The sequence below is a fragment of the Leptotrichia trevisanii DSM 22070 genome, from assembly GCF_000482505.1.
Classification (GTDB): Bacteria; Fusobacteriota; Fusobacteriia; order Fusobacteriales; family Leptotrichiaceae; genus Leptotrichia; species Leptotrichia trevisanii.
The window spans coordinates 65,738-91,288 of sequence record NZ_AXVL01000006.1; the positions used below are offsets into that span (position 1 = coordinate 65,738).

Annotated in this window: 21 protein-coding genes and 2 tRNA genes; 5 read left to right on the forward strand and 18 right to left on the reverse strand. The window is 32.4% G+C overall.

The features are described from left to right. Window positions 1–16: 16 nt before the first annotated feature. The 3 genes from aroQ to K324_RS0101985 are packed head-to-tail and all read left to right on the forward strand — an operon-like array spanning window position 17 to window position 1,634. Complete coding sequence (gene aroQ / locus K324_RS0101975; RefSeq protein WP_026747668.1) at window positions 17–454, forward strand: type II 3-dehydroquinate dehydratase; 438 nt, start codon at window positions 17–19, stop codon at window positions 452–454. Window positions 455–499: 45 nt separating this feature from the next. After that, window positions 500–934, forward strand: a complete 435-nt coding sequence (locus tag K324_RS0101980; protein WP_026747669.1) for a HutP family protein — start codon at window positions 500–502, stop codon at window positions 932–934. Between the two features lie 22 nt (window positions 935–956). Then, a complete protein-coding gene (locus tag K324_RS0101985; protein ID WP_026747670.1) occupies window positions 957–1,634 on the forward strand; it encodes a dTMP kinase in 678 nt (225 codons plus the stop codon). Window positions 1,635–1,829: 195 nt separating this feature from the next. Here the strand turns inward: K324_RS0101985 and K324_RS0101990 are convergent, their stop codons facing one another. From K324_RS0101990 to K324_RS0102020, 7 genes are all read right to left on the reverse strand, one after another. Beyond that, window positions 1,830–3,611: an oligopeptide ABC transporter substrate-binding protein gene (locus K324_RS0101990; RefSeq protein ID WP_026747671.1), complete on the reverse strand. Its 1,782-nt coding sequence runs from the start codon at window positions 3,609–3,611 to the stop codon at window positions 1,830–1,832. 9 nt (window positions 3,612–3,620) lie between these two features. After that, window positions 3,621–4,553: an ABC transporter permease gene (locus K324_RS0101995; protein WP_026747672.1), complete on the reverse strand. Its 933-nt coding sequence runs from the start codon at window positions 4,551–4,553 to the stop codon at window positions 3,621–3,623. Between the two features lie 11 nt (window positions 4,554–4,564). Then, window positions 4,565–5,527 carry an oligopeptide ABC transporter permease gene (opp4B, locus tag K324_RS0102000; protein WP_026747673.1) on the reverse strand — a complete coding sequence of 321 codons (963 nt, stop codon included), beginning with the start codon at window positions 5,525–5,527 and terminating at the stop codon, window positions 4,565–4,567. Window positions 5,528–5,530: 3 nt separating this feature from the next. Next, a complete protein-coding gene (locus K324_RS0102005; protein WP_026747674.1) occupies window positions 5,531–6,493 on the reverse strand; it encodes an ATP-binding cassette domain-containing protein in 963 nt (320 codons plus the stop codon). A gap of 603 nt (window positions 6,494–7,096) precedes the next feature. Further along, window positions 7,097–8,089 carry an ABC transporter ATP-binding protein gene (locus K324_RS0102010; RefSeq protein WP_026747675.1) on the reverse strand — a complete coding sequence of 331 codons (993 nt, stop codon included), beginning with the start codon at window positions 8,087–8,089 and terminating at the stop codon, window positions 7,097–7,099. 192 nt (window positions 8,090–8,281) lie between these two features. Further along, window positions 8,282–8,366, reverse strand: a tRNA-Leu gene (locus K324_RS0102015). An 87-nt stretch (window positions 8,367–8,453) separates the two neighbouring features. Beyond that, window positions 8,454–8,539: transfer RNA gene (locus K324_RS0102020), tRNA-Leu, on the reverse strand. Window positions 8,540–8,724: 185 nt separating this feature from the next. Between K324_RS0102020 and pfkB the strand changes: the two genes are divergently transcribed. Beyond that, a complete protein-coding gene (gene pfkB, locus K324_RS0102025; RefSeq protein WP_026747676.1) occupies window positions 8,725–9,642 on the forward strand; it encodes a 1-phosphofructokinase in 918 nt (305 codons plus the stop codon). 125 nt (window positions 9,643–9,767) lie between these two features. Next, entirely contained in the window at window positions 9,768–11,684 is a 1,917-nt protein-coding gene (locus K324_RS0102030) for a PTS fructose transporter subunit IIABC (RefSeq protein ID WP_026747677.1), read from the forward strand. Window positions 11,685–11,780: 96 nt separating this feature from the next. Here K324_RS0102030 and K324_RS0102035 read toward each other — a convergent pair whose 3' ends face one another. The 11 genes from K324_RS0102035 to K324_RS0102085 form a co-directional block, all read right to left on the reverse strand. Then, window positions 11,781–13,064 carry a tetratricopeptide repeat protein gene (locus K324_RS0102035; protein ID WP_026747678.1) on the reverse strand — a complete coding sequence of 428 codons (1,284 nt, stop codon included), beginning with the start codon at window positions 13,062–13,064 and terminating at the stop codon, window positions 11,781–11,783. Window positions 13,065–13,465: 401 nt separating this feature from the next. Continuing rightward, complete coding sequence (locus K324_RS0102040) at window positions 13,466–13,825, reverse strand: YbaN family protein (RefSeq protein WP_026747679.1); 360 nt, start codon at window positions 13,823–13,825, stop codon at window positions 13,466–13,468. A gap of 30 nt (window positions 13,826–13,855) precedes the next feature. Further along, window positions 13,856–14,371, reverse strand: a complete 516-nt coding sequence (locus tag K324_RS0102045) for a flavodoxin family protein (protein ID WP_026747680.1) — start codon at window positions 14,369–14,371, stop codon at window positions 13,856–13,858. Beyond that, window positions 14,316–15,680: a coproporphyrinogen-III oxidase family protein gene (locus K324_RS0102050; protein WP_051354371.1), complete on the reverse strand. Its 1,365-nt coding sequence runs from the start codon at window positions 15,678–15,680 to the stop codon at window positions 14,316–14,318. The genes K324_RS0102045 and K324_RS0102050 overlap by 56 nt, the downstream gene beginning before the upstream one ends. A gap of 6 nt (window positions 15,681–15,686) precedes the next feature. After that, a complete protein-coding gene (locus K324_RS0102055; protein ID WP_026747682.1) occupies window positions 15,687–16,466 on the reverse strand; it encodes a DUF2470 domain-containing protein in 780 nt (259 codons plus the stop codon). A 46-nt stretch (window positions 16,467–16,512) separates the two neighbouring features. Beyond that, window positions 16,513–17,376 (reverse strand): ABC transporter substrate-binding protein, encoded by an 864-nt coding sequence (locus K324_RS0102060; protein ID WP_026747683.1) that lies wholly within the window; start codon window positions 17,374–17,376, stop codon window positions 16,513–16,515. A gap of 18 nt (window positions 17,377–17,394) precedes the next feature. Further along, on the reverse strand, window positions 17,395–18,204 hold the full coding sequence (locus tag K324_RS0102065; protein ID WP_248615322.1) for an ABC transporter ATP-binding protein: 810 nt from the start codon (window positions 18,202–18,204) through the stop codon (window positions 17,395–17,397). Continuing rightward, the gene (locus K324_RS0102070; RefSeq protein ID WP_026747685.1) at window positions 18,197–19,168 is read right to left on the reverse strand and encodes a FecCD family ABC transporter permease; all 972 of its coding nucleotides are present in this window, start codon (window positions 19,166–19,168) and stop codon (window positions 18,197–18,199) included. Before K324_RS0102070 ends, K324_RS0102065 begins: the two co-directional genes overlap by 8 nt. Window positions 19,169–19,828: 660 nt before the next feature. After that, on the reverse strand, window positions 19,829–21,817 hold the full coding sequence (locus K324_RS0102075) for a TonB-dependent receptor (RefSeq protein WP_026747686.1): 1,989 nt from the start codon (window positions 21,815–21,817) through the stop codon (window positions 19,829–19,831). A gap of 551 nt (window positions 21,818–22,368) precedes the next feature. Further along, the gene (locus tag K324_RS0102080) at window positions 22,369–23,964 is read right to left on the reverse strand and encodes a PAS domain-containing protein (RefSeq protein ID WP_026747687.1); all 1,596 of its coding nucleotides are present in this window, start codon (window positions 23,962–23,964) and stop codon (window positions 22,369–22,371) included. A gap of 396 nt (window positions 23,965–24,360) precedes the next feature. Further along, window positions 24,361–25,506, reverse strand: coding sequence for a 5-methyltetrahydropteroyltriglutamate--homocysteine S-methyltransferase (locus K324_RS0102085; RefSeq protein WP_026747688.1), 1,146 nt, complete (start codon window positions 25,504–25,506; stop codon window positions 24,361–24,363). Window positions 25,507–25,551: the final 45 nt, after the last annotated feature.

Sequence of the window (25,551 nt, forward strand, 5' to 3'; positions counted from 1 at the left end):
GGATGGTAAAATAGAAATGAAAAAAATAATGATTATAAATGGCCCTAATCTGAATTTTTTAGGAATCAGGGAAAAAGATGTTTATGGAAATGATGATTATGAAAGTATTTGTAGCTATATAAAAGAAAAGTTTTCAGATAAAAAGGTGAGAATAGATATTTTACAATCAAATTCGGAGGGAAAACTTATTGATTTTTTACAGTCAGCATATTTTAGGAACTTTGATGGAATTGTAATAAATCCGGGAGCCTATACTCATTACAGTTATGCAATTCTTGACGCAATAAAGTCAATATCAATTCCAACAGTGGAAGTACATTTGAGCAATATTCACGAAAGGGAAGATTTTAGAAAAATTTCAGTTACGGCATCTGCCTGCATTGCCCAAATTTACGGGAAAGGCAAGGATGGATATGTAGAAGCTGTGGAACTGCTGATAAAGGATGAAAATTAAATGAGTCAATGTAAACAAAAAATTATTCTTTAAGGAGATTCCAAAATGGAAGAAAATAATAAAAGTGTAGAAATATGCAGAACAGCACTAAAAATGGCTATTTCTTCACGAGATGAAGAAAAAAAATTGATGCAGGACTACCGAAAAATAGGGATAAAAACTGCTGCTGTAAATGTTGGTGGTGCAATGCCCCAGTCCCGTTTTAAATTTATCGAAAGTGCATTAATGGCGGCAAAACGCAATAATCTGATTCAGGACGTGCATGCTCATGATGGTGCAGTTATCGGTGCAATGAGGGAAGCAATGAGCCAGATTGAAGCGATTATAAACGGGCTTAGCGTTGGTGGAAAAATTGGGCTGGCACGAGAAGGGGAACATCTGGCTGTGGCGATATTTTTAAGTGTGGGAATATTACAGTTTAATGAAGTGATAACTTCTGTTGCTCATCGTTCTGTTTCAATACTTGATAATGAGAAATAAAATTTTAATAAGGAAATAAAAAATGGGAAAATTAATAATTATTGAAGGTACAGACGGAAGCGGAAAACAGACGCAGACAGAATTGCTGTACAACAAACTGAAAAAAATAAAAGGGAAAAATAAGATAAAAAAAATATCTTTCCCGAACTATGAAAGCAGAGCCTCCGAGCCAGTGAAAATGTATCTTGCAGGTGAATTTGGAAAAACGGCTGAAAGTGTGAATGCCTATGCAGCTTCGGTTCTTTACTCAGTTGACAGGTTTGCCTCGTTTAAGACAGAATGGGAAGACTTTTATAATAATGGCGGCATTGTTATTAGTGACAGATACACAATTTCAAATATGATTCATCAGGTACCCAAAATTTTGGATGAAGCTGAGAAAGAAAAATATTTAAATTGGTTGATAGATCTGGAATGGGATAAAATTGGAATACCGAAGCCAGATATTGTGTTTTTTCTGGACATTCCTTTTGAGTTTAGTCAAAAACTTATGAAAGACAGGGAAAATAAAATAACTGGTAAAAAAGAGAAAGATATTCACGAAAAAGACAAAAATTATTTAAAAAATGCGTATGAAGTTGCTAAAAAGTTGTCAGTAAAATATGGATGGAACGTGATTTCGTGTGTTAATGAGAATAATTTAAGAGCAATAGAGAATATAAATGATGAAATGCTGGAAATAGTATTGAAAAATATATAATCTTGATTTTATTTACACATTGTTTTAACCTATCTCTAAACCACAATAAAACCATCTCAAAATCAAACTTACAAATTTTAAATTTTTATATTGTATTTTCAAGTAAGGGCATTGTTATTATCATGCCCTTACATTTTTTATTAATTATTTTATTTTTATTTATAAAAGAAAATAAGTTATAAATCTTGTAAAAAACTATCTCATTGGTGTAATTGCCGTTAATTCCCACTTATGAATCCCTTCATCCTTTAATGACGAATCATAACCAATATACACATTTTTTAGCCGTTTATTTATCGGATAAAGTTTGTATCTGTACATTAACGGGACTTCCGCTGCTTGCCCAATGTAGTATTTTTGCCAGTTTTTGTATGCTTCCACTTTATAATTTGGAACTGTTAATGATTTTTCTCCTAATATTTCACCTATTAGCCTGTCATTTTCTTCTGATGCAAAACGAGAAAAGTTAAGCTGGGATTTTCTTCCTGCTGATCCAGTTGGATCTAGACTTGTTCCAACTCCCCAAGCTCCAAAGAACACATCTATATCTTTAGAATCTCCCTGCACTTTTTCGTAAAAATTCTGGAAAGCTAGCAATCTTCCTGATGTAAGAACAGCTTTTATTCCTATCTTTTTCCAGCTTTGAATGTAATTTTGAGCAAGCGGCTCTGCCACATCCCCACCAGCCATAAATGCCATCTTTATTTCAAAAGGTTTTCCATTTTTATCTTCACGGATTCCATCGCCATTTACATCCTTGTATCCCGCTTCATCCAATAACTGTTTTGCTTTTTCAGGATTATACGGATAACCTTTCAAATCCTTTGGAAAATATTTCTTGAAAACAGGAGGAATTGCTGAAGTCGCTTCCTGCCTTAACCCAAAATAAAATGCCTGTGCTATTTCCTCAACATTTATACCGTATGCAAGTGCTTGCCGTAGTCTCACATCTGACATCTTGGCATTCGGATCTGTCACATTTTCACCTTTAGCCTTGTCATAATGCCCCAATTTAAAAGCTAAATACGAATAATACAAATCCTGTTGCCCTAAAGTTTCTATATTTTTCAAATCTTTATAATTATTGTACAGTGAATCCGGCATATCCAATACAAAATCATATTTTCCAGCTTTTAACGCAGCCACTATTGATTGCGAGTTTACCACTTGCACTATCGCCTTGTCAATTCTTGGCTTTCCTTTGTAATAATACGGGTTTGCCGTAAATTCCAGACTCTCTCCACGTGAAACTTTTGTCAAATTATACGGCCCCAATGTTACTGGTTTTATTCTAATTTTATCCGATGAAATCAAGTCCTTTATCGGAGTTCCTTTTAAATAGTGTTTTGGTAGTGCATTTCCAACTAAACCGTTTGCAACTGTGTAAATACTTTGTCCCAGTTGTAGAAATGAGATCTCCACCGTTTTATTGTCTATTTTTTTTATTCCTGAAATATTTTGGGCTTTCCCATCGTGATATTCCTTCATCCCAACAATTTTCTGAGTTTCTTCAGTATATCTCACACCTGTATAATCTTTATTTCCTATAATTTCATAAGGGAAAATAATGTCATCAGATGTTAGAGGCTGTCCGTCAGACCATTTTATGCCATCTTTTATTTTTATTGTAGCTTTTTTATTTTTTGCGTCAACTGTAAGAGTTGCAGGTCCTGTATCTGTTATCTCAAAATTTTCGTCTACTTCAAATATACTCGAACTTAAAAACATTGAGATAATCTCGCCATCATAGCCATCTGAATAAAATGTTTCATTAAAAACCCCAACCAATGGATCATCCTTTACTATCGCCACTTTCAAAGTTCCGCCTTCTACTGCAGGCTCATTATTTGATGTTTTTTCTGGAAATAATGATAAATTTAGTTTTGCTCCCGGCATTTCACTTCTCTTTTTACCAGGATTACACGAAACTGCGAATATTAATACAAGAAACGTGATTATTAATTTCCATTTTTTCATATTGTCCTCCTATCCTCTTCTCTGTTTTGCGTCAGCTGCCCTGTTTAAAGCCTGTCCGATATAATTAATACACAGCATCATAATTAAAATTAATATTGACGCTGGAAGCCAAATCCATAATTTTGTTGACAATACTTCCGGATCTGCTGCATAACCGACCAAAGTCCCAAGGCTTGGAGTAGAAAGCGGTAATCCAAAGCCAAGAAAACTAAGCCCTGTTTCAATTCCAATATTTCCAGCAAAACCTAATGTCAATTCCACAATTATAATTGAACTCAAGTTAGGCAGTATTTCCCTGAAAATTATCGTAAAATCCTTTGTTCCCATAGTCTTTGAAGCCAAAATGTAATCTTTCTGACTTTCTGCAAGTGCCTTACTTCTAATCAGCCTTGCTGCTCCAACCCAGTAAAACGCACTCATTATCAGCACAAAAGTCGCTATCGTATACTTTGGAACAATAGTAACAAACACAATAATTATCATAAGTGTAGGCAAAATCGTAATAAAATCGATAACTCTCATAATTACGTTATCCACCCATTTTCCATAATATCCTGCAATCAAACCAAAAAATATCCCAATTCCTGATGTCAGAATCGTTATTGTAAAACCAATAATAATCGAGTTTCTAGCACCTAGTATCAACTGCCCCAATATTGAACGCCCTCCAGAGTCAGAGCCTAGCCAAAATCCCTCTTTCATAGGAATAGCATATTTATCCAGAAGACTTATTTTCATAATTTCCTCCTGATTTGCAAAAAGCGATCCAATAAAAATTATTCCAAAAAGTATGATAAGAATAATAAGCGAAGCAAGTGCCAGCTTATCTTTTAAAATCTCTCTTACAATAACACTAATTCCAGTCGGTTTGTCGCTTTTCTTAATTTCGTCAAAATTTTCTGCTTTTTCGTTATTTTCCTTTAAAATTTCGTTATTAGACATTTTTTCACCACCTACTCTATTCTAATTCTAGGATCAACAATGCTAAGAATAATGTCTGAAAGCAAACTTCCAAGCAATGTTAAAAATCCAAACAGCAGTATTAATGCTGTGACAACGCTGTAATCCCGTGTTATAATTGAATTTACAAACAGTCCTCCCATTCCAGGATAACTAAATATTTTTTCAATAAAAATTGAACCTCCCAGAAGCCCTGTTATCGAATAACCAAAAAACGCTGCAATCGGTAAAATCGAATTTCTGAAAATATGTCTTGAATAAACTTTATTTTCTGGCACTCCCTTACTTTTCGCCGTTTTTACATAATCCAAATTCTTAGCGTCAATTACTTCATTTCTCAAATACTGCACAATCCAAGTTGTTCCTAGCAATGCATATGTAATTGCAGGCAATATAATGTGATAAATCCTGTCCAAAATATGTCCCAAAGTACCAGTATTAAGTCCAGCCGTCACCGATCCAGTTGTTGGAAACCATCCAAGCGTATATCCAAAAAACCAAATCATTATAAGCGAAAGCACAAAAGTCGGAATCGCATAGCTCACATAATTATAAAATGTAACAAATTTGTCAAGAAATGAGTTCTGATAACGTCCAGCAAGCATTCCAAGCGGTATTGCAATACAATATGTCAAAATAAGGCTAAGTAGCGATAAAATAAAAGTATTTACTGCACGTTCCCCAATAAGCGTCTTTACAGGAACATTATAAGTGTAGCTCATCCCCAAATTTCCAGAAACGGCATTTTTTAGCCATCTTACATACTGAATATGCCAAGGATCCAGCAATCCTGCCTTTCTTCGCAATTCTTCAAGTGCCGCAGGATCAGTCTGTGGTGTAATCAGCCCAGTAAACGGATCTCCCGGCATAAGTTTTGCCAGAACAAAGATTAATAGGCTAAGTATAAATAGTTGCGGTATCATAACCAGAATTCTTCGTAAAACTGTTTTCCACATTGATTATTTTCCCCCTTTTCCGTTATTTTTCACTATTTCATCTTTAAAAGCAACAAAATGGGTATCCGTCAATTTTTTCAAATCAAAGACACGCCCATTTTCATCATAATATTTTTTTTCATTTTTCAAATATTCCTTTTCAATTTCTAATCGTCTTTTCTTATTTTCCAGCCTTTTTTCAGGATGTACTTCTGGAATTGCGGCAATTAGCCGTTTTGTATAAAAATGTTCAGGATTTTTATAAATATCATTCTTTGTCCCAGTTTCCACAAACCTTCCACGATACATTATAAACATATAATCGCACATATGCTTTACAACTCCCAAATCGTGGGAAATAAAAAGATAACTTAGCCCAAACTGCTCCTGAATATCCTTCATATAATTCAAAACTTGTGCCTGAACCGATAAATCAAGTGCTGACACAGGCTCATCTGCAATAATTAGCTTAGGCTTTGTCGCAACAGCCCGTGCAATTCCCAGCCTCTGCCTCTGCCCGCCAGAAAATTCATGCGGATATTTGTAAATATCTTCCCTATTCATTCCTACAATTTCCAGCAATTCCGATACTTTCCTCTTTTCTTCATCTGACGTCAAATTCTCAAAATTTCTCAAAGGCTCAGAAATCAAGTCAATCACTCTTTTCTTAGGGTTTAAACTAGACAACGAATCTTGAAAAATCATCTGAACATTCCTATTATACTCACTTCTTCTATTCCGAAACTTACCATCAATTTCCTTACCTTCATAAATAATCTTTCCACTTTTTATCTTCTCCAGCCCAATTATAGCCTTCCCAATCGTAGACTTCCCAGACCCTGACTCCCCCACGAGCCCGTAAGTCTTCCCTTCTTCAATAGTAAAACTGACACCATCCACAGCATAAACGTAATCAATTATCTTATTGAAAAAGCCCCCACGAATAGGATAATGAACCTTCAAGTCTTTCACTTCAATAAAACTCATATTTCTATTTTTCCTTTCCAATATTCAATGTTTTTAAGTTCTTATTTCCAATTAATAATTATAATTATTTTCTATTTATACTTTCTGTTTTAACGTAAGGGCATCAAACGCCATGCCCTTACAACCCCGCTTTACACAAAACTTTCTTATAAAGAAAAAATAAAACTCGATTTTGAATTAAGATTATTTCAACATTAATAACTGTATATAATTTAAAATTTAATCCAAAATCTCAAACAGTTATTTTTTCTTTAACGAAATTTTGCTTAATTTTTATTTTAGTTAGATTATTCGCATCAATTAAACTAAAAATTATCCTGATTTTTTGGAAATAAAATTGATTAAACATATTTATATGTTTCTTTCGTCGTAACTTCTATAATAAATCCGTTTGTAGAATTAAATTCACTTTATATTCGCGAAAGTGAGCGAAGTTTTACACAGCAATTTTCGATTTTGCTTTCAAAAAATGCTTAGACAAGCCGGGATTGTAAAAAGGGACGAATTATCCCCCTTACTTATAAAAAAAGAAAATACAGAAAAAATATTTATTAACAAAAAATTTATTATATTAAAATTTTAAAAATAAGTTAACTCTATGATTTATTTTTCAAAATGAAAATTTTTCCAGCAAGTACATCTTACAAAATGCTCTTTTTCCACTTCATGCAATGTTGGATTTTTTTCGTGTTCACTTTCCTTTATCCATGGAATTCTTTGAGAAAAACGGCATCCTGTTCTAGTTAATTTAGTTAATGACGGAACAATTCCCTGAATTACGTGTAATTTTTCAGTTTCTGTATCAAGTTGCGGAATTGAGTTTAGTAAGGATCTTGTGTAGGGATGTTTTGGATTATTGAATAAATCATTTACGTTTGCGATTTCTACAATTTCTCCAGCGTACATTACTGCCACTCTGTCCGCCATTTCAGCAACAACGCCCAAATCATGTGTAATCAGTATAATCCCAGCATTTATTTCACTTTGTAAAGTTTTTAGCAAATCCAGTATTTGTGCCTGTATTGTAACATCCAGTGCAGTTGTCGGCTCATCAGCTATAATAATTTCAGGCTTGCAGGAAAGTGCTATTGCAATCATAACTCTTTGACGCATTCCTCCAGATAATTCGTGCGGAAATTGCCTTGCTACACGTTTTGGATTTTTTATTCCTACATTTTGCAGTAATTCCAGCATTCTATCTTCTCTTTCAGTTTTGGACAATTTTGTATGATAAATCATTCCCTCTTCAATTTGTTCTCCTATTCTCATAAGCGGATTTAAAGCCGATAGAGGATCTTGAAATATCATGCCAATTTTATTTCCCCTAATTTTATTATATTCTTCTTCATCAATTTCTACCAAATTTTTCCCTTCAAAATTGATTTCTCCCTTTAATTTAGTGTTATTCGGATTATGCAGTCCAATAATAGAAGTTGCAAGCGTACTTTTTCCACATCCTGACTCCCCCACTATCGCAAGTATCTCATTTCTTCTAAGTTCCAGTGAAACATTATCCACAGCGGGAAAATATTCATCCTTTATCCGAAAACTTGTAACAAGATTATTAATTTTTATCAATGTTTCAGTTTGCTCCATATTTTTCTCCTCATACAAAAATTTTAATTAAAAAATTTATTTTCTTATAATAATAATATTGTAACACAGATTTTAACATTTTACCTTATGATTTTCAAAAAATTTACATAATAATTTTTGCGATTATAAAAAATAAAACCACAGCTAGCCTAAATAACTGTGATTTTTTATATAATTATCATTTATTTTTTGTGGTGCGAGTGACGGGAGTCGAACCCGTACGGCTACTGCCACTACCCTCTGAAAATAGCATGTCTACCAATTCCATCACACTCGCAAATTATTTTTTAGTTAGTTTTGTTGAAATTTGTTGAAAAATATATTTTTTCTTAAAATAATTTTATATAGAAATTTATTTAATCGGTGGTGCGAATGATGGGACTTGAACCCATACGGCTAAAAGCCACTACCCCCTCAAGATAGCGTGTCTACCGATTCCACCACACTCGCATAATTATTTTAAATTAATTTACTTTTTCCAATAACTAAGTTTATTATACATAGAAATTTCTAAATTGTCAATCAGAAAAAAATAATAAAATATCATTAAATGTTTGACTTTTTAATTATCAAATGTTATAAATATTATAGTGGAAAACAATGTTTAAAAATAGTTAAATTTAAGGAGGAGAATGATGATTTACACGTTGACATTGAATCCAGCATTGGATTATGACATGTATCTGAAAGATGATTTACAGGCTGAACATCTGAATCTTGCTCACGAAGTAAATTATAGGGCTGGAGGAAAAGGAATTAATGTTTCAAAAGTATTGAAAAATCTGGATGTGGAATCTACAGCAATTGGCTTTGTTGCTGGGTTTGTTGGGGATTTTATTATTAAGGATCTAAAAAAGGACAACATAAAATCTGAATTTGTGGAACTTGAAGGAAATACTCGAATTAACGTAAAAGTTAATGGCAATGACAAGGAAACAGAACTTACAGGAGTTTCACCAGAAATTACAGCGGAAAAATTACAGGAACTGACTAACAAAATTTCTGATTTGAAAGATGGAGATATTCTTGTGCTTTCAGGAAGTATCCCAGCTTCAATTAGCAGCAAAATTTACAAAGAGTTATCTGAAAATGTAAAAGCTAATGTGGAAATTGTGCTTGATACAAGAGGAAATTTATTGCAGGACAATATTCACAATAATCTTTTTGTTAAACCTAATATTCACGAACTGAGGGAAATGTTTAATGAAAAATTGGAAACAAAGGCTGAAATTGTGGAAAAATGTAAATTCTTTTTAGACAAAGGTGTAAAAAATGTTATTCTTTCCAGAGGTGGCGAAGGCGCATTGCTTGTAAACAAGGATTTTGTGCTGGAAGCATCGGTTCCAAAAGGACAGCTGATTAACTCAATCGGAGCAGGAGATTCTATGGTTGCAGGATTTATCGCCGGATTTGTAAAAGGTCTTTCTCCAGAAGATTCATTTAAACTGGCAGTCGCTTCAGGAAGTGCAACAGCTTATTCCTATGGACTTGCAGAAAAAGATTTAGTAAATAAATTATACAGCGAAATTGAAATTACAAAAGAAACTTTCTAAAATAGACTTAAATTAATAAAAATCAAATTTCAATTTGAGTAAAATAATGATGATTTTGGAATCGAATTTTAAAGTGGTTTTATTATGTTAAATACAAAAATAAATTTAATAAGGATGGTATAAATATGAAAATATCAGATTTACTGATTAAAGATAGAATAAATCTGGATGTAAAATCTACAAATAAAGTAGATGTTATTAAAGAACTTGCAAAATTGCATGAAAAAACAGGTGTCTTAAATGACTATGACGGTTACGTTAAGGCGTTGATGGCAAGGGAAGAGCAAAGTTCGACTGGAATTGGGGAAGGAATCGCAATTCCACATGCGAAAACAGAATTTGTAAAAGAGCCTGCACTTGCTATGGGAAGAAAGCCTGAAGGAATCGACTATGATTCATTGGACGGAGAGCCTGCGACACTGTTCTTCATGATTGCAGCTCCAGATGGTGCGAACAACACTCATATCGAAACACTTGCAAGATTATCACAATTATTACTGGATGATGATTTTAAGGCGGCATTAGAAAATGCAAAAACTGCCGACGAAGTATTGGAAATCATCAACAAGGCCGAGGCAGAAAAATTTGCAGAGGAAGAAAAGAAAGAAGCAGCGCCTGCACAGACTTCATCAGATGAAAACGCTCCTTACATAATCGCAGCAACAGCCTGCCCAACAGGAATTGCTCACACTTATATGGCGGCAGAAGCCCTGAAAAAAGCAGCTGACGAAATGGGAATAAACATAAAAGTTGAAACAAACGGTGCCGACGGAAGAAAAAATGTCTTAACTGATGAAGATATTAAAAAAGCTACAGGTGTAATTTTAGCAATTAACAGAAATATTGAAGTTGACAGATTTGATGGAAAACCATTAATTCAAGTAGAGGCAAAAGAAGGAATTAACAACGCAAAAGCATTAATTCAGCAAGTTTTAGATGGAAAAGCTCCTATTTTCCATGCAAGCGGTTCTTCTACAGCTTCTTCTGAATCATCTTCATCTGAGAAAAAAGGACTTTACAAACACTTATTAAGTGGAGTTTCATATATGCTTCCATTAGTAATAAGTGGAGGTATCTTAATTGCATTAGCATTTTTAGTAGATACATTGTCTGGTAATGGTGGAGCTGGAGCAGAATATGGTTCTAAAGCACCACTAGCTAAAATGTTAAAAGATATTGGCGGACAAGCATTTGGATTATTTGTGCCAGTTTTAGCTGGATATATTGCTTATAGTATTAGTGAAAGAGCGGCACTTGCTGCAGGATTAGTAGCGGGAGCTATTGCCTCAGCTGGTGGTTCTGGATTTATCGGTGCGTTACTTGGTGGATTTTTAGCAGGATATGTTGTACGAGGTTTAGTAAAAGCATTATCTGGAATGCCAAGATCTTTAAGTGGATTAAAAATGATACTGTTATACCCAGTTTTATCAGTATTAATTACAGGTATAGCAATGGTACTTGTTATAAATCCTTTTGCAGCAATAATTAACAATGCTTTAAATACCTGGTTAAACGGAATGTCTGGTTCAAGCGCTGTTCTATTGGGTGCAGTTCTTGGCGGAATGATGGCTATTGATATGGGAGGCCCTGTAAATAAAGCAGCTTATGTATTTGGTTCTGGAACATTAGCAGCTACAATGACTTCAGGCGGAAGTTTACCAATGGCAGCTGTTATGGCAGGCGGAATGGTTCCTCCAATCGCAATTGCATTAGCATCATCAATCTTTAAAAATAAATTTACAGCAGAAGAAAGAGAAGCTGGACTTACAAACTACATTATGGGATTCTCATTCATTACAGAAGGTGCAATTCCTTATGCGGCGGCAGATCCTACGAGAGTTATTCCAGCAAGTGTTATTGGTTCAGCAATTGCAGGAGCATTGACAGGTTTATTCAACATAAAAATACCCGCTCCACATGGCGGAATTTTAGTAATGGCATTGAGCAACAACTTCTTCCTATATTTAATAGCAGTTATTATTGGAAGTATCGTAGCAGCTTTCGTATTGGGAACATTAAAACCTGTTGTAAAAAAAGACTAGAATTTTAAATTTTATAACCAATAGCAAAAAACCGTCTTATTTGATTAATTCATTTAAAACGGTTTTTTCTTTTTTTCTCATTTTTAACCAACACCTTTATTGTATTGTCTTTTCCTCTTCATAATTTATTTCCAGAACTTCCTTAATTTCATTCCCAAAATAAATCATTTTCGCCTCATTTGATATTGCCTGTGTCAATTCAAAAACATTATTCTGTGTCAAAATCTTCTCTGCCACCTCAAAACTTTCCAGACTGTTTAAATGTGAATCAAATACCACTTCAATCATTGCTAGTCCATATCCTAAATTCGCAGATTTTTTTAAATATTTAAAATAATCATTCTGTAAACTTGTTTCTGTTTCAGAAAATTTTTGGCTTTGCAATTTTGAAAGTCTGTAAAAAGACTTATAATTCTCATTTTTTGTAGATATTTCGTACCAGTTTATTGCATCGGAAAGATTGTTTTGGTGTTCACTGTATCTTCCAAGTTGATAAGAGGATTCTGCTCGTATTTGTTTTAGAAAATTATTTTTAAAAATCTTTTTTAGTTTTTCATATTTATCAAATTCTGCAGATTTTCCATAAAATTTAGCTAGTTCTATATTTCCATATTCATTATATTCAATGGATTTTTTATAAAACTCCTCTGCTCTTTCGACTTCACCCAATTTCTCAAAATTTTTAGCATTTTCCACAAATTTTATATATTCCCTGCTCTTTTCATCCCCAAGCATACATTCAACATTGTATAAAATTTCTTTTGTCAAATACAAAATCTGGCTTTCATTCAGCAGTTTATTCTGAATTTCCCTTATTTTTTCAAAATCATTTCTCCAAAAATAATATTTTGCAAATTCATATAGATTTTTAGCACTTTCCTCATATTGTAACAAATAATAAAAATATCCATCTATTGCCCAGAAATTCTGTTCTCTAATAGCAAAATAAAACAGCTTCATAACAGACTGCTCAGAAAAATTAAAACTGGTAACATACCAATTTCTAGCCAAATTTATATTTCCACTCTTTTCCTCTAACAACCCCAAACAATACCCAGCCTTCACAATCCCATTTTCAAACGCAATATACAAGTTGCTCTCCGCCTTGCTCAAATCCCCCTCACAAAAATAATAATACTTCCCAAGTTCGTAATACCCCATCCGATGAAGCCCCTTCATCTCTTCCAAAACACTTCTCGCCCTTTTAAATTCTCCCTTTTTTATAAAATCATTAACTTTTTTAACATTCTGATTGTACTCAAATACATTCCCCTCTTCATCTACCACACTTTTTGTCTTTCTTTCCAATTCCTCCAAAGTCCGAATATTCACCAAAATATTTCCAAGTCTTTGATTTATCCCTTTTAAATAATTTTTCATCTTACTATTTCCCCCATCTTTTATTTACTTATTTTTTTCTATTATATCATATTTTTTAAAAAATTTATTCTTAAGCATTATTTCTATTTAAAATATATCAAGTTATGATTACTAATAAATAATTTTTAAATTTTTTTCTTTATTTAGTTTTCGCAGGAATGCTCATTGTCACAAATCCTCCACCTACGTCTAGACTATGGCTTTTATTTAAATTTACAATGACTTTATAAAATGAAAAGAATTTTTATTATACTAAACCTCATTTTAATAATGAATTTATTACAAACTTTTCTAATAAAGTATATAAGCCTAATATTTTTAAGCAATTCTAAGATATAATTCTCATTTTTTAAAGAAAAACTAGTCAGAGATGCAAGGGAAAGGCGTTTATTTCCCTTGTTTTAAAATTTTGTTTTTATTTTAAAAATAAAATAATAATATTTAAAAACTTCCAGCAAAACAAATATGCCTCTTACATAAGGATTACTAAATTTAATTATTGGAAATAGCATCATTCCGCTTGAAAAAAGTAATATTCCTATTTTGGCTTTTAAACTCATACTTCTGTTTTTTTCAAAGTCTTCCAGATGGTTTTTATACAGCTTTGTTGATTTGAACCATCTGTCAAATCGCCTCGAGCCCTTTGCAAAGCAGAAGCTAGCTAATAATAAAAATGGTGTCGTCGGCAACCCTGGCAGAAAAGCTCCTATAAATCCCAGTGTTACTGCCAGTAATCCTGCAATTACATAAATTATTTTCACAATTTATCCCCCTTATTTTTATTCTTAATTTTACAATCCTCCAAATATTCTCTTAGCATTTTCAATATCCTTTTCGTCTGGATGTTTTACCGCTTCTGCCCATCTGGTTTCTCTTTCTGGAGTTGCTGCAAAAGGCCCTACTATACCCTGTTTTGTCATTTCACGGAATTTATTTATTAGATTAGGATCAATCGCACCTTGACATACAAATATTTTTTCTACAATGTTTCCATTTTTTTCCAATGATTTTTTTATTTCCTGAAAGCAGTTTTTCGCCCTGTCTGTTTCTGGATTTCCACCCATTGTTACAAAAAGTCCTAGTTTTTTATTTTTTAGCTTAGTCAAAAACTCTTTGGCTTTTTCATCAATCTCTCCCTTGTCAATCCAGCCACCAATAATAATTTTGTCAAATTTATTGAAATTTACTTTATTTATTTCATTCACATCCACTATTTTTTTATCTGTATCCTTTAAAGCTGAAAAAATGGCATCAGCTATTTTTCTTGTGTTTCCTGTTGATGTGGAAAAGACTACTAGGCTTGACATCCTTTACACCTCCTAAACATTTTTTTAATATTGTTGCACTTATGTTGTTTCCCCAGAAAATTCCTTCTGGCGTGAGTTCTGTGTAAGTTTCATGAATTTTCAAGTATCCTTTTTTTTCAAAATTTTCAAAAATCTTATAAATTTCATCAAACATTTCATCGGAAACATATTCTTTTAATTTGTCAAAATAAACTTTCGGATACTGTAAAAGTCCACTTATTCGTTTCATCTTCAGTTCATTTTCATCTGAAGAAATTGCATAAAATGCCTTGTCCTGACTTAATCTAAAAATTTCAAAATTATCAATTTTCCCGCCTGCACCTACTCCAATCGGCAGAATATCCTTCCCTTGATGTGTATTTCTTATATATCTATACTCATCTCTTCCTTTTCTGATAATTTTTGTATGCTCCATCACTTCATATTCTCCACTTTCAAGCATACTTTTGAGAAAAGCATCATGCAGTTCAAAGTCTTTTTTCAGTTCATAATTCAACTCCAATGTGTTATTTCGTATATCCTTAGACATTTGAGAGCCTTCATAAATCATAAGCGAATAAAAACTTGTGCTATCTATTTTGAGATCCTTCACGATTCTCGCATCTTCCAGCACTTCCTCAACCGTTTCATCGGGATAATTGTAAATTATATCAGTACAAACCATTCCACTAAAACTCTCTTTAAGATTTTTCAGTCTTTTTACAGTTTCTTCCTTTGAAAAAGTCCTGTTTAGAATCTTCCTTCCTCTGTCAGAAAAAGTCTGAATTCCAACACTTAGCCGATTTACTCGGCCTTTTTCCAGAACTTTTATTTTTTTTGGATTTAAGTTGTGCAATGTTGTTTCAAATGTAAATTCACAGTCGTCTGTTAACGTAAAGTTATTATTTATAGCCTTTAAAATTCGTTCCAGCTGGTGTTCCTTATAAATAGTCGGTGTTCCACCACCAAAGAAAATTACATTTATTTTTTTACTTTTCATATAAGGTGTCTTTCCGTATTTTTCAAATTCTGAAACAAGAAAATTTGTGTAATCTTCCAAATCATTGTCAATCTGCTTTCGGTTCAAGTTGCAAAATGAACAGATTTTATCGCAGTATGGAGTATGGACGTAAATTGTTCCAAGTTCATTTTCCGCAGGTTTCTGCATTCTTTCCAGCAGTTCCGCTTCTGTTCCAAATTTCTTATTTTTCCTGAAATAATCCGATACAATTCCCGCCGAATCATTATGTGACTTAAATCTTTTTGGGAAAATTCCCTGCTCCTCCAAATTTGGCTCTGAAATTTCACCTTTTCGCATTTCCTTTGGCATTTCTTTTCAGCTGTTTTCCGTTGCTCCCAGCGTAACTTCCACAACTCTTCTGTCCTTTGTGATGTCAAAAGCCTGTCTAGGTCCTTTCACATATCTTCCACTTGCCAATTTTGCTCTTACCAAGTGAAAAACTGGCACGTTTCTAGTCATTTGTATTGAAAAGTCATTTTTCTGAAATTCGTCCAAAATTTCATTATAGTAATCATTTTTTTCTAAAAATTGAATTTCTGCATTATATGTAACTCTTTGTCGCATTGACGGCACCATTGCCTGTCCTTCATCCTGAATAAACAGCAAACTTGCTTTCCCATTTTTCTTAAAATTTTCAAAATATGCTTCTGTTTCATTAACATATAAGTAACTGTCCCCGTGATACTTAAAAAATGGTGCATAACTTGCATTCGGCTCTCCTTCTTCCGACACAGTTCCAATTATAACTGATTTAAAGTTTCCAATAAAATCACTTATTTCCATTTTCATTTTTTCTTCTTCTTGATGCCCTTTATCCTTATAATGCTCAGGTGCAGGTACATTCAAGGCTCTTCTTGCAATCTTTGCCATCTTTATCATTTCCAAATGAATCCCTTTAAAATCAGTCTTTTTCGTAAATTCAATCTGAACTCTCTCATTCCCGTTTACAAGTAAAGTCATCCCCTCTTCATTCACATCAATCAGCTTTGCTTCCTTCACATCTTCTCTCTTACAAAAATGCCTTACATACAAAGGCAAAACATCTTCATGATCGTTATTCATGTGATCCAAAATTCTTTCTATGCTTATATCCATTTTTTTCACTCCTTCTATTTTGATTTAATAAATTATCCTCAAATTCTTACTTTGCAACCGCTTTTGCAATTTCTTCAATCTGATCAATAGTTCTTGGCGAACCTCTTAAAATTTGTGATGAATTTACAACAATAAATTTGCTGTTTTTTATTGCATTCACATTTTTTAACTGTGGATTTGTAGCCACAATTTGAGATGGATTTGGTAATAATGTAATTATGATGTCTGGATTTTCCTTTATTATAAATTCAGGCGTTACAATCGGATTTCTCCCCTTCTGATTTTCTGCGATATTCTTAATATTCAGCAATTTCATTATGTCATTTGGTAAATTATCGTTTCCAAACACCATAAGCGGGGAAACTGACATAACAAACAGTCCTTTTTTATTACCAGTTGCTATCTTTTTAATTTCTTCCAGCTTTGCTTTTTTTTCAGCGATTATTTTATTTGCTTCATTTTCTTTCCCAAGCATTTTTGCCACTTCCAGAAAATTGGTAAATATTTCTTCTATCGAATTTGCCTGAACTCTTTTTGTCTCAATATTATTTGATTTAAGCCCATTATTCAACTCTTCGCCTGTAAGGGCTGACATTATAACCAGATCAGGCTTTAGGGCTATTATTTTTTCAAGCGACGGCTTCATAAAAGTTCCCACACTCTCAAGTTTTGCAACCTTTTCTTCAGGCCATACCTTTGAACGCTCCAAATTGGCAACTCCCACGATTTTATCTTCTGCTCCAAGCATATAAATCATTTCAACAGTCGCAGGATCCAGCACAACAATCCTATTATATTTTTTATTTTCCCTCTTTTTACCATTTTCAGCATTTTTCTTTGAACAAGAAATCACAAATATTGAAATAACTAGCAATGCAAAATAAAAAGAGTTTTTTATTATTTTTTTCATTTTCTCCATCCTTTCCTATTAAATTTTTTTAGGTATTACATACAAAAGTTCATTATTTTCCACAATCTCACATTCAAATCCATAAATTTCAGAAAAAACTTCCTTTTTGTAAAGCTCCTTTGGACTCCCTGAATATGCAATTTTTCCATCCTTTAAAAACATCACATTATCACAGTACATCGAAGCCAGATTCAGATCGTGTAAAACCATAACAGCCGTAATCTTTTTCTCCTTCACAAAATCCGATGTAAGCTTCATAATTTCAAGAGCATAATTCATATCCAATGCAGAAGTCGGCTCATCCAGTAGAATAATCCTCGTTTCCTGCACTAATGCCCTTGCCAGCAAAGCACGCTGAAATTCTCCACCTGAAAGTGAAAAAATCGATCTGTCCCTAAATTTTTCAAGTTGCAACTTTTCCAAAATCTCATTTACCTTCCGCTCATCTTCTTTATCAAAACCAATCCACTTATTCTTAATATGTGGCGTACGTCCCATATAAACCATTTCAATTACACTTATCGGCATATTCAAAGCTGACTTTTGAGGAACAAAACTTATTATTTTTGCCATTTCCTTAGGACTATACAAACTGATATTTTTGTCATAAATCTCAATATTCCCCGTTTCTATCGGAAAATATTTCAAAACCATTTTCAAAAGTGTCGATTTTCCACTCCCATTTGCACCAAGAATCCCGACAAATTCACCTTTTTTTATATTTATATTTAATCCATCAATTATCTTTTTTTGGGAATTATCATAGCTAAAACTTACATTTTTTATCGAAATTTCTGAATTATTATTTCCACTACTCATCCTATCCATCTTTTTTCCTTCTTATCGCCAAATATAGAAAAAATGGTGCTCCAAAAAATGAAGTTACCACTCCTATCGGAATTTCCGTCGGTGCCAAAATTGTACGTCCAATCGTATCACAAATCAGCAAAAACAGCCCTCCACCCAATGTTGCTAAAGGCAGTAACCTAGTATTACTTCCACTTTTTAGCACAAGCCTTACCGTATGTGGTGCAATCAGCCCAACAAATCCTATCATTCCAGTAAATGCCACAGAAAAGCCAACAATCAGTGCCGAAACAATCAATAAATTCCTTTTTAGCCCATCCACGTTCACTCCAAGCGAATGTGCCTCTTCATCCCCACTCATCAGTAAATCCATCTCATATCTTTTCAAATAAAAATAAACAACAGAAACTACAAGAGGTATCATAAGAACTCCGATTTTCAGCCAAGAAGCACTTCCCATATATCCCATCATCCATGTTACTATTCTAAAAGAATCCTGCCCAATCAAATACATACTGAACGACGTAAATGCCCCTAAAAAAGATGAAATCGCAATCCCAACAATTAGAAGCACCGCCACATCCGTCCTAGTCCTGCTTCTTGAAATCCTAAAAATTATCAATGCCACGATAACCGATACAATAAACCCACAAATTCCATACATAACATCAGGAAAATTAAGGACATACGCAATAACAGCTCCAAGCGTAGCACTAGCCGAAATACCAATTATATAAGGATCCGCCAATGGATTCTGAAAAACCGACTGCACAACTGTCCCCGAACTAGCCAGCAGCATCCCAATCAATACCGCCATAATAATTCTCGGAAACCTCACATCAATTATTATTGATTTCATCGATTCATCCCCCATTTTCCCACCTAAAAGACTCCTAAATATATCTTTTGCCGAAATATCCACAGTTCCTATTTTCAAAGACAAAAATGCCACTACAATTATAAAAATTGTTATTCCAGAATACATTTTCCACGTATTACTATCACGCTTTTTACATTTTACTTTTCTACTTTCAATTTCCATCTTTTATTCCTTATCTGCATTTATTAATATTTTTTTCTTAATTTATATTAATCTTTTTTTATTTAAGACTATTAATTCCATTTTTTACAATCTTGCTTAAGAATTTTTTATTAAAATAACTGTTGTAATTAAACTAAAATCGTCGTGATTTTTTTGAAATGAAAACTACTGTTTGAGCTTTTTCAAAATATTAAAATTGCAATTATTTAAAGAGTTGACAATAACTTTTATTAAAAAGCGAGTTTAGTTTTCGTAGTAATTCAGGTTTATCCAAACAATAAATGTTTAGACTACTTTCCCAAATAAAATTTGGGAATATTTCAAAAAAATGCTTAGACAAGCTGGGATTAGTGCGTAGAACTTTCGCCAAAATCTTCAGATGTTATAATTTAAAGAAATTGAAATAACTAATACTGCGAAATAAAAGGGGATGGCGATTGATCCCGTTTACACATAAAAAAAGAAAAAATATAAAAATTATTGAAAAAATATTTATTAATAACTGTATCTTATAAAAATTAACAATTTTATTTATTTATAAAATACAGCCAAACAACTTTATAACAATTGCTTGACTGCCATTTTCCATATTTAAAATTATTTTTAGAAATTATAACTTACACCAATATAATATGTTCTTTCAGATTCAGGAACATAACTATCTCCACTTTTATATTTATAGTATTTTTTATCAAATACGTTTTTAATTCCTGCTTGCACTCCTAAACCTGTTTTATGAGCGTAACTTATCCCTAAATCTGTTGTAGAGTAACCTTTGATTTTTTCGTAGTCGCTATCCACAGAATTTGAGAAGTAGTTAAAATCCGCCATTAAATTTAGTCCTTTTACAATTTCATAATTCGTTCCTAAAGTTGCTTTTGTTTTTGATACATAAGGAATTTTTTTATTTTTATCTGTACCCTTACTAATTTTTGCATCCACATAAGAAACTGACTCATTTACTCTAAAAGGCCCAAAATATTGCTCTGCAAACAGTTCCACACCTTTTCTTTCTGTTTCCTGCAAGTTTTTATATGTCCAGTTTATTCCATGCCCTAACATATTTATAAGAATTTCATCATTTTTCTTAGTGTAAAATCCTGTCAAGCTCACAAATGATGGCCCAACCATATCTTTTATACCAATTTCATAAGTATCATATTTTTCAGATTTTAAATTATTTAATACATATCCGTATCTTGCTGATTTATCTACCATTTCTGTTGGACTTGGTGATCTGTATCCTCTTTCGTATTTTGCATAAACATTTCCTGTATCAGAATATTTAAAGTTCAAACCTGTTTCGTAAGCACTATTATTTTTTTTAGACTTTTTATTTATAACATTTGTTCCGTCTGTTCTATAAATGTCATAATCAGCATGCTCGTATCTGTATCCCAAAATTCCATCCAATTTATTTGTAAATGAGTGTCTACCTTGTACAAATGCTGAATGTGTATTTTTTTGTAAATCAATATCAATAGTAGATGTTGGGAACAGCCTTCTGTTTCTCATATACATTGCTCCATAGGCACTTCTGTTTGAGTTATTTTTTATATATTCATACCCAAAAATAATATCTCCCACTCCATAATTATACTTACCTTTTAAGTCAACTCCTGTTTTTCTATCCTTAAATTGTCCATCCGTCTTATGTGTCATTCTTCCAGCAGGCGAATCCTGATCATAATCCCTAATTGTTTTCTGATTATATCCTAACAATGAAAATGTCAAATTATCAGTTGGTTTAATGTCATAGTTCAAGCTATATTCTGTTCTGTCCAAAGTAGAATCTGTCAAAGTAGTTCCAGGCTGTTTTCTGTCTTGTTCAAGCTGAACCTTAGTTATTCCACTTGTTTCATTTGATTCTTCCTTATATCTTGTCGCTCTAAATCTCAAAGTTTGATTATCAGCGATATTATATGTAAATCCACCTCTTAAATTTTCACCATCTCTTTTATCTCCACGTCTATACCCGTTCCCATTAACATTTTCGTATGCCAGATCCAGCAAGAAATTATCTGTAAATTTGATACTTGTCCCAAATCCAAATTTATTTGTATCGAATGAACTGTTTTGATAATAAACTTTGTTTTTTACAGCTTCTTCCTGTCCTTTTTTTGTAATGATGTTAATTACTCCACCAGCAGTTCCTCCACCATAAAGCACAGTTCCTCCACCGTTAATAATTTCTATTTTCTGAATATCTTCCACTGAAACAGAATTTAGTGGTAAAATCGCATGCGACATATCAAGTATGTTTAAAGGCGAACCGTCCACAAGAACTTTTACATTTTTAGCAGCTCCCTGAACTCCCTGTCCTCTGACATCTACAATATATCCAAAAGCATTATTTACAAAATTCACTCCTGGAGTACGTTTCAATATTTCCTCCACAGTATTATATCCCTTATCATGTATATCCTGAGCCGTTACAATTGTCGTATTCTTAATCTGATTACTTTGAACATCATCAAATCCCGTAGCCGTTACAACCGACTCTTCCAATTTTACATTAAACGTATCATTTTCATCCCCAAACGCCATCATTCCAACTACAATAAAACTCAAAACCGCTAATTTTTTTAACATAACTTTTCCTCCCTATTCCAATTCATTAAAACACCTAAATTTTTTTAAAAATCAAACCTAAAACTTAAATTTCCCTTTAAAATTTATTTTTTTTATAATATACTTTTATATTATTCAAAAAATACTTTGATTATAAAATAATTTTACTACAAAATATTATTGATGTCAATATTTTATTTTGATTGATAATTTAAAAAAAATGATATAATAAAATTACCTTAAAACCCTAAGGGTTTAAACTATTATAAATTGTTAAAAAAAGTGTTACAAATTAGGCTGGAAATATTCAGTCTTTTTTGTTATAACAAATAAGTGAGTTTTAACACAACTCATAAACAATTTAATAATAGGAGATGGCAAGATGGTAGACATTATTGCAATTATTAAATTATTTATTACAGTTTAAGCAGATAATCCTAATCCTATAATTTCACCTCTACCCCTCAGCCCTTAGGGCTTTTAAAATTAATAATTAAATAAAAAAATATCCGAATGATTTTGTTTCTATCAAACAGATACTTTTTTATTTTTATTTAATATTTTTTAAAACCCTATTTTTTCTTTTCTTCCTCATCAATTTTAGCCTCTATCATCATAATCAAGTAATCGAGTTCCAGTTCTCCACGCATTGCAATCATTTGAAGAGTTGCTATTTTAGACATCATCATATATTGAACAGGATCTAAAAGACGTTTGTACTCTGGAGAAATTAATGGCATATATTCCTTAATATAAGGATATTTTTTAACAATGTCCCCTATTACAGTTTTTCCACTCAAATTATATTTACTTGTAAATACTTCTTTTTTTTCATCTTTAGCTTTATTTTCCCAAGTCACAAGTTTTCTTTCCCCTGTCAAACTTCTAATTCTTGTAACATCCTGCATCATTTCCAGAACACCTTTAAACACACCATTTTCGTCCCTTACAGCCACATAATAGATGTAAATGAATTTTCCACGCATTTCCAGCCAGAAGTCAATCTCATCCTGTTCCCCTTTTCTAAAAGCATCTATTATTTCCAGCACCGAACTCACACTTTCCCTCGGATGACAATTTTTAACATCACGCCCAATAACTCCCGCACTTCTTGGGAAAACTCTATGTTTAGTGTCCGTATAAAATTTCACAATTTCATTTTCGTCAACAAATGACAAGTCCACAGGCATATGCTGAAAAATAAGATTAATTTGCTCAATCGTCAATTTCCCCTGCTTCACATCAAAAACTTCATTTTTCTTATTTTCATTTTGATTTCCCATATTATATTTTGCCATAAGGCTTGCAAGATCATTCATAAAGTTTCCAGCATTTTGATTATTCTGAACATTAGTTTCTGATTTTACAGTTTCCTCTTTTACAGACTGATTACTGTTGTCATCTTGTTTTTCTATGTTTTCAGAATAAAATCCAGTTGGTTTATCAATCAGGAAATATCCAATTTCATCATCTCCAGCACGCATTTGCTTAAATTCTTCTTCACTAATCATTTTCATCGAAGTTGGAAAAAGCACTTCTTCTTCCTTATGCATAATATCAAGCGTCAATTCCCATACATTTTCCTGTTTTTCCAAAAATTCTTCAATTTTATCATTTTCAAGCAATTTATATGCTTCACTTATGCTATCTCTCACATTATTATCAAAGCTCCACATTATTCTTGATGGACGGTCAAACCCTTTTTTCTCTAATATTGAAAATAATTGATGCTGTTTTCTTGCAAGATGGGTAGGATTAAATTGAGATAATTTTTCATAAAGTTCAAGCCATCTGTTCTTTATAAATTTTTTCCCAAACTCCTCTTTCATTTCCGCAATCAGCTTTCTAGCCGCTTCATTTTCCAAAATATACGTATTTATCGGATGCCCCTCAGGCAAGTCAAATTCATCCTTCACAATAATATCCTCAAAAAGCCCTAACACATCATTCATCTTATCATGAACCGTATTGTCATCAAATCCAAGTTCTTTAATTTTTTGCTCTGAATAAGCAAATTCGCTCGCTGTCATCTTGTCAAAGTTTTCTTTTATCAATTTTTTAGTAGTCTCAAAATCAGTCTTTCCTTCAATATAATCTTTTTTTATTTGAGTCATTTTCTCAATTTTCTCAAGATCTAATTTTAGATAATTTTTCATATCCTGTGCCATAATAACCACCTTCTATTTTTTATAATCTTTTTTCAACCAAATAAAATTTCTTTATTAAAATTTTAAAACCAAATTTTATATGATTTTATTGCTTAAATAATATACACTAGTAACATTTTATGCCAAATTTTTAAATTATAGCTATTTTTCTCAACTCTTAGAAATATTTAATTTTGTTAATTTATACTCAAACCTATTTAAAATTAAACTACTAAAATTATATAGATTTAGGGTTTGAGTAAAATAGTCATAGCCTTTTGAGTTTATTTTTAAAGCAGTTTTACTATAACATAAAAAAGTTCAATTATATTTTGATTCTCAAACCTATTTTAACATATTTTCATAAAAAAAAGTGTGATAAACAACACACTTTTACAAATATAAATCAAATTATTATTAATTTTCTCCCCATACTTCATCTGAAATTTCCTTAATAAATCTAAGTTTTGCCCATTGCTCTTCTTCTGTAAGCCTATTTCCTTCCTCTGTTGAAGCAAATCCGCACTGTGGACTCAAATAAAGCCTGTCAAGCGGCACATATTTTGAAGCCTCTTTTATACGTGCAATTACACTTTCCTTTTCCTCTAATGTTGGATTTTTAGAAGTTATTAATCCCAAAACAACTTTTTTATCTCCAGAAACTTTTGCAAGTGATTCAAAAGTACCTGCTCTTTCTGTATCAAATTCCAAATAATAGGCATTTACATCTTCTTTCCCAAAAAGCTCATCTGCAATTTTATCGTATCCGCCTTTTCCAAACCAGGTAGAAGCATAATTTCCACGGCAAACATGCGTATTAATTATCAAATCTTCTGGATTATTTTGAAATACCCTGTTGTTTATATTTAGAAATTTTTCTGCAAATTCTTGCCTAATAATTTCTTTATCCCTATCACTTTTTTCAATAAACGAAGCAATAAAGTCATCGTCTACAAGACAACCCCAAGTACAGTCATCAATTTGCAAAGTTCTAAGTCCTTCGTTATACAAGTCATTTATAACAGTTTTGTAGGCACTGACAATATCGTCTTCCAATCCTATAAAATCAGGATAAACTTTAAGAAGTGCCGCCACATGTTTATCTTCCCTTACTAATTCTGCATAAAATTGTGCTGGAGCAGGTATCGTAAATCTAGCTTCCACACCTTTTTTATCTTTTACTAAATCTCGCAAAAATGTATAATGTTTCACAAATGGATGATTTTCCCCACTAATTTTTCCAGTAACAATCGCAGTATCATCACGGGTAACAACACCATTAAATTCGTAACCTTTATCAGCATGCACATGCCCAATTCCATTGAATCCCCAGAAAAAGTCCAAATGCCAGTAACTACGTCTAAATTCCCCATCCGTAACACTTGTATATCCTAGTTCAATCTGCTTATTCACAATTTTTTTAATTTCTTCATCTTCAACTTTCGTCAATTCTTCTCTGTCAATTTTTCCCTTTTCAAAATCATTTCTAGCTTTTTTCAATCTTTCAGGTCTTAAAAAACTTCCTACTGTATCGTGTCTGTGAGGTGCATTTATTGTACACATATTTATCAACTCCCTTATTTTTCATTTTATAAAATTATCAAAAAT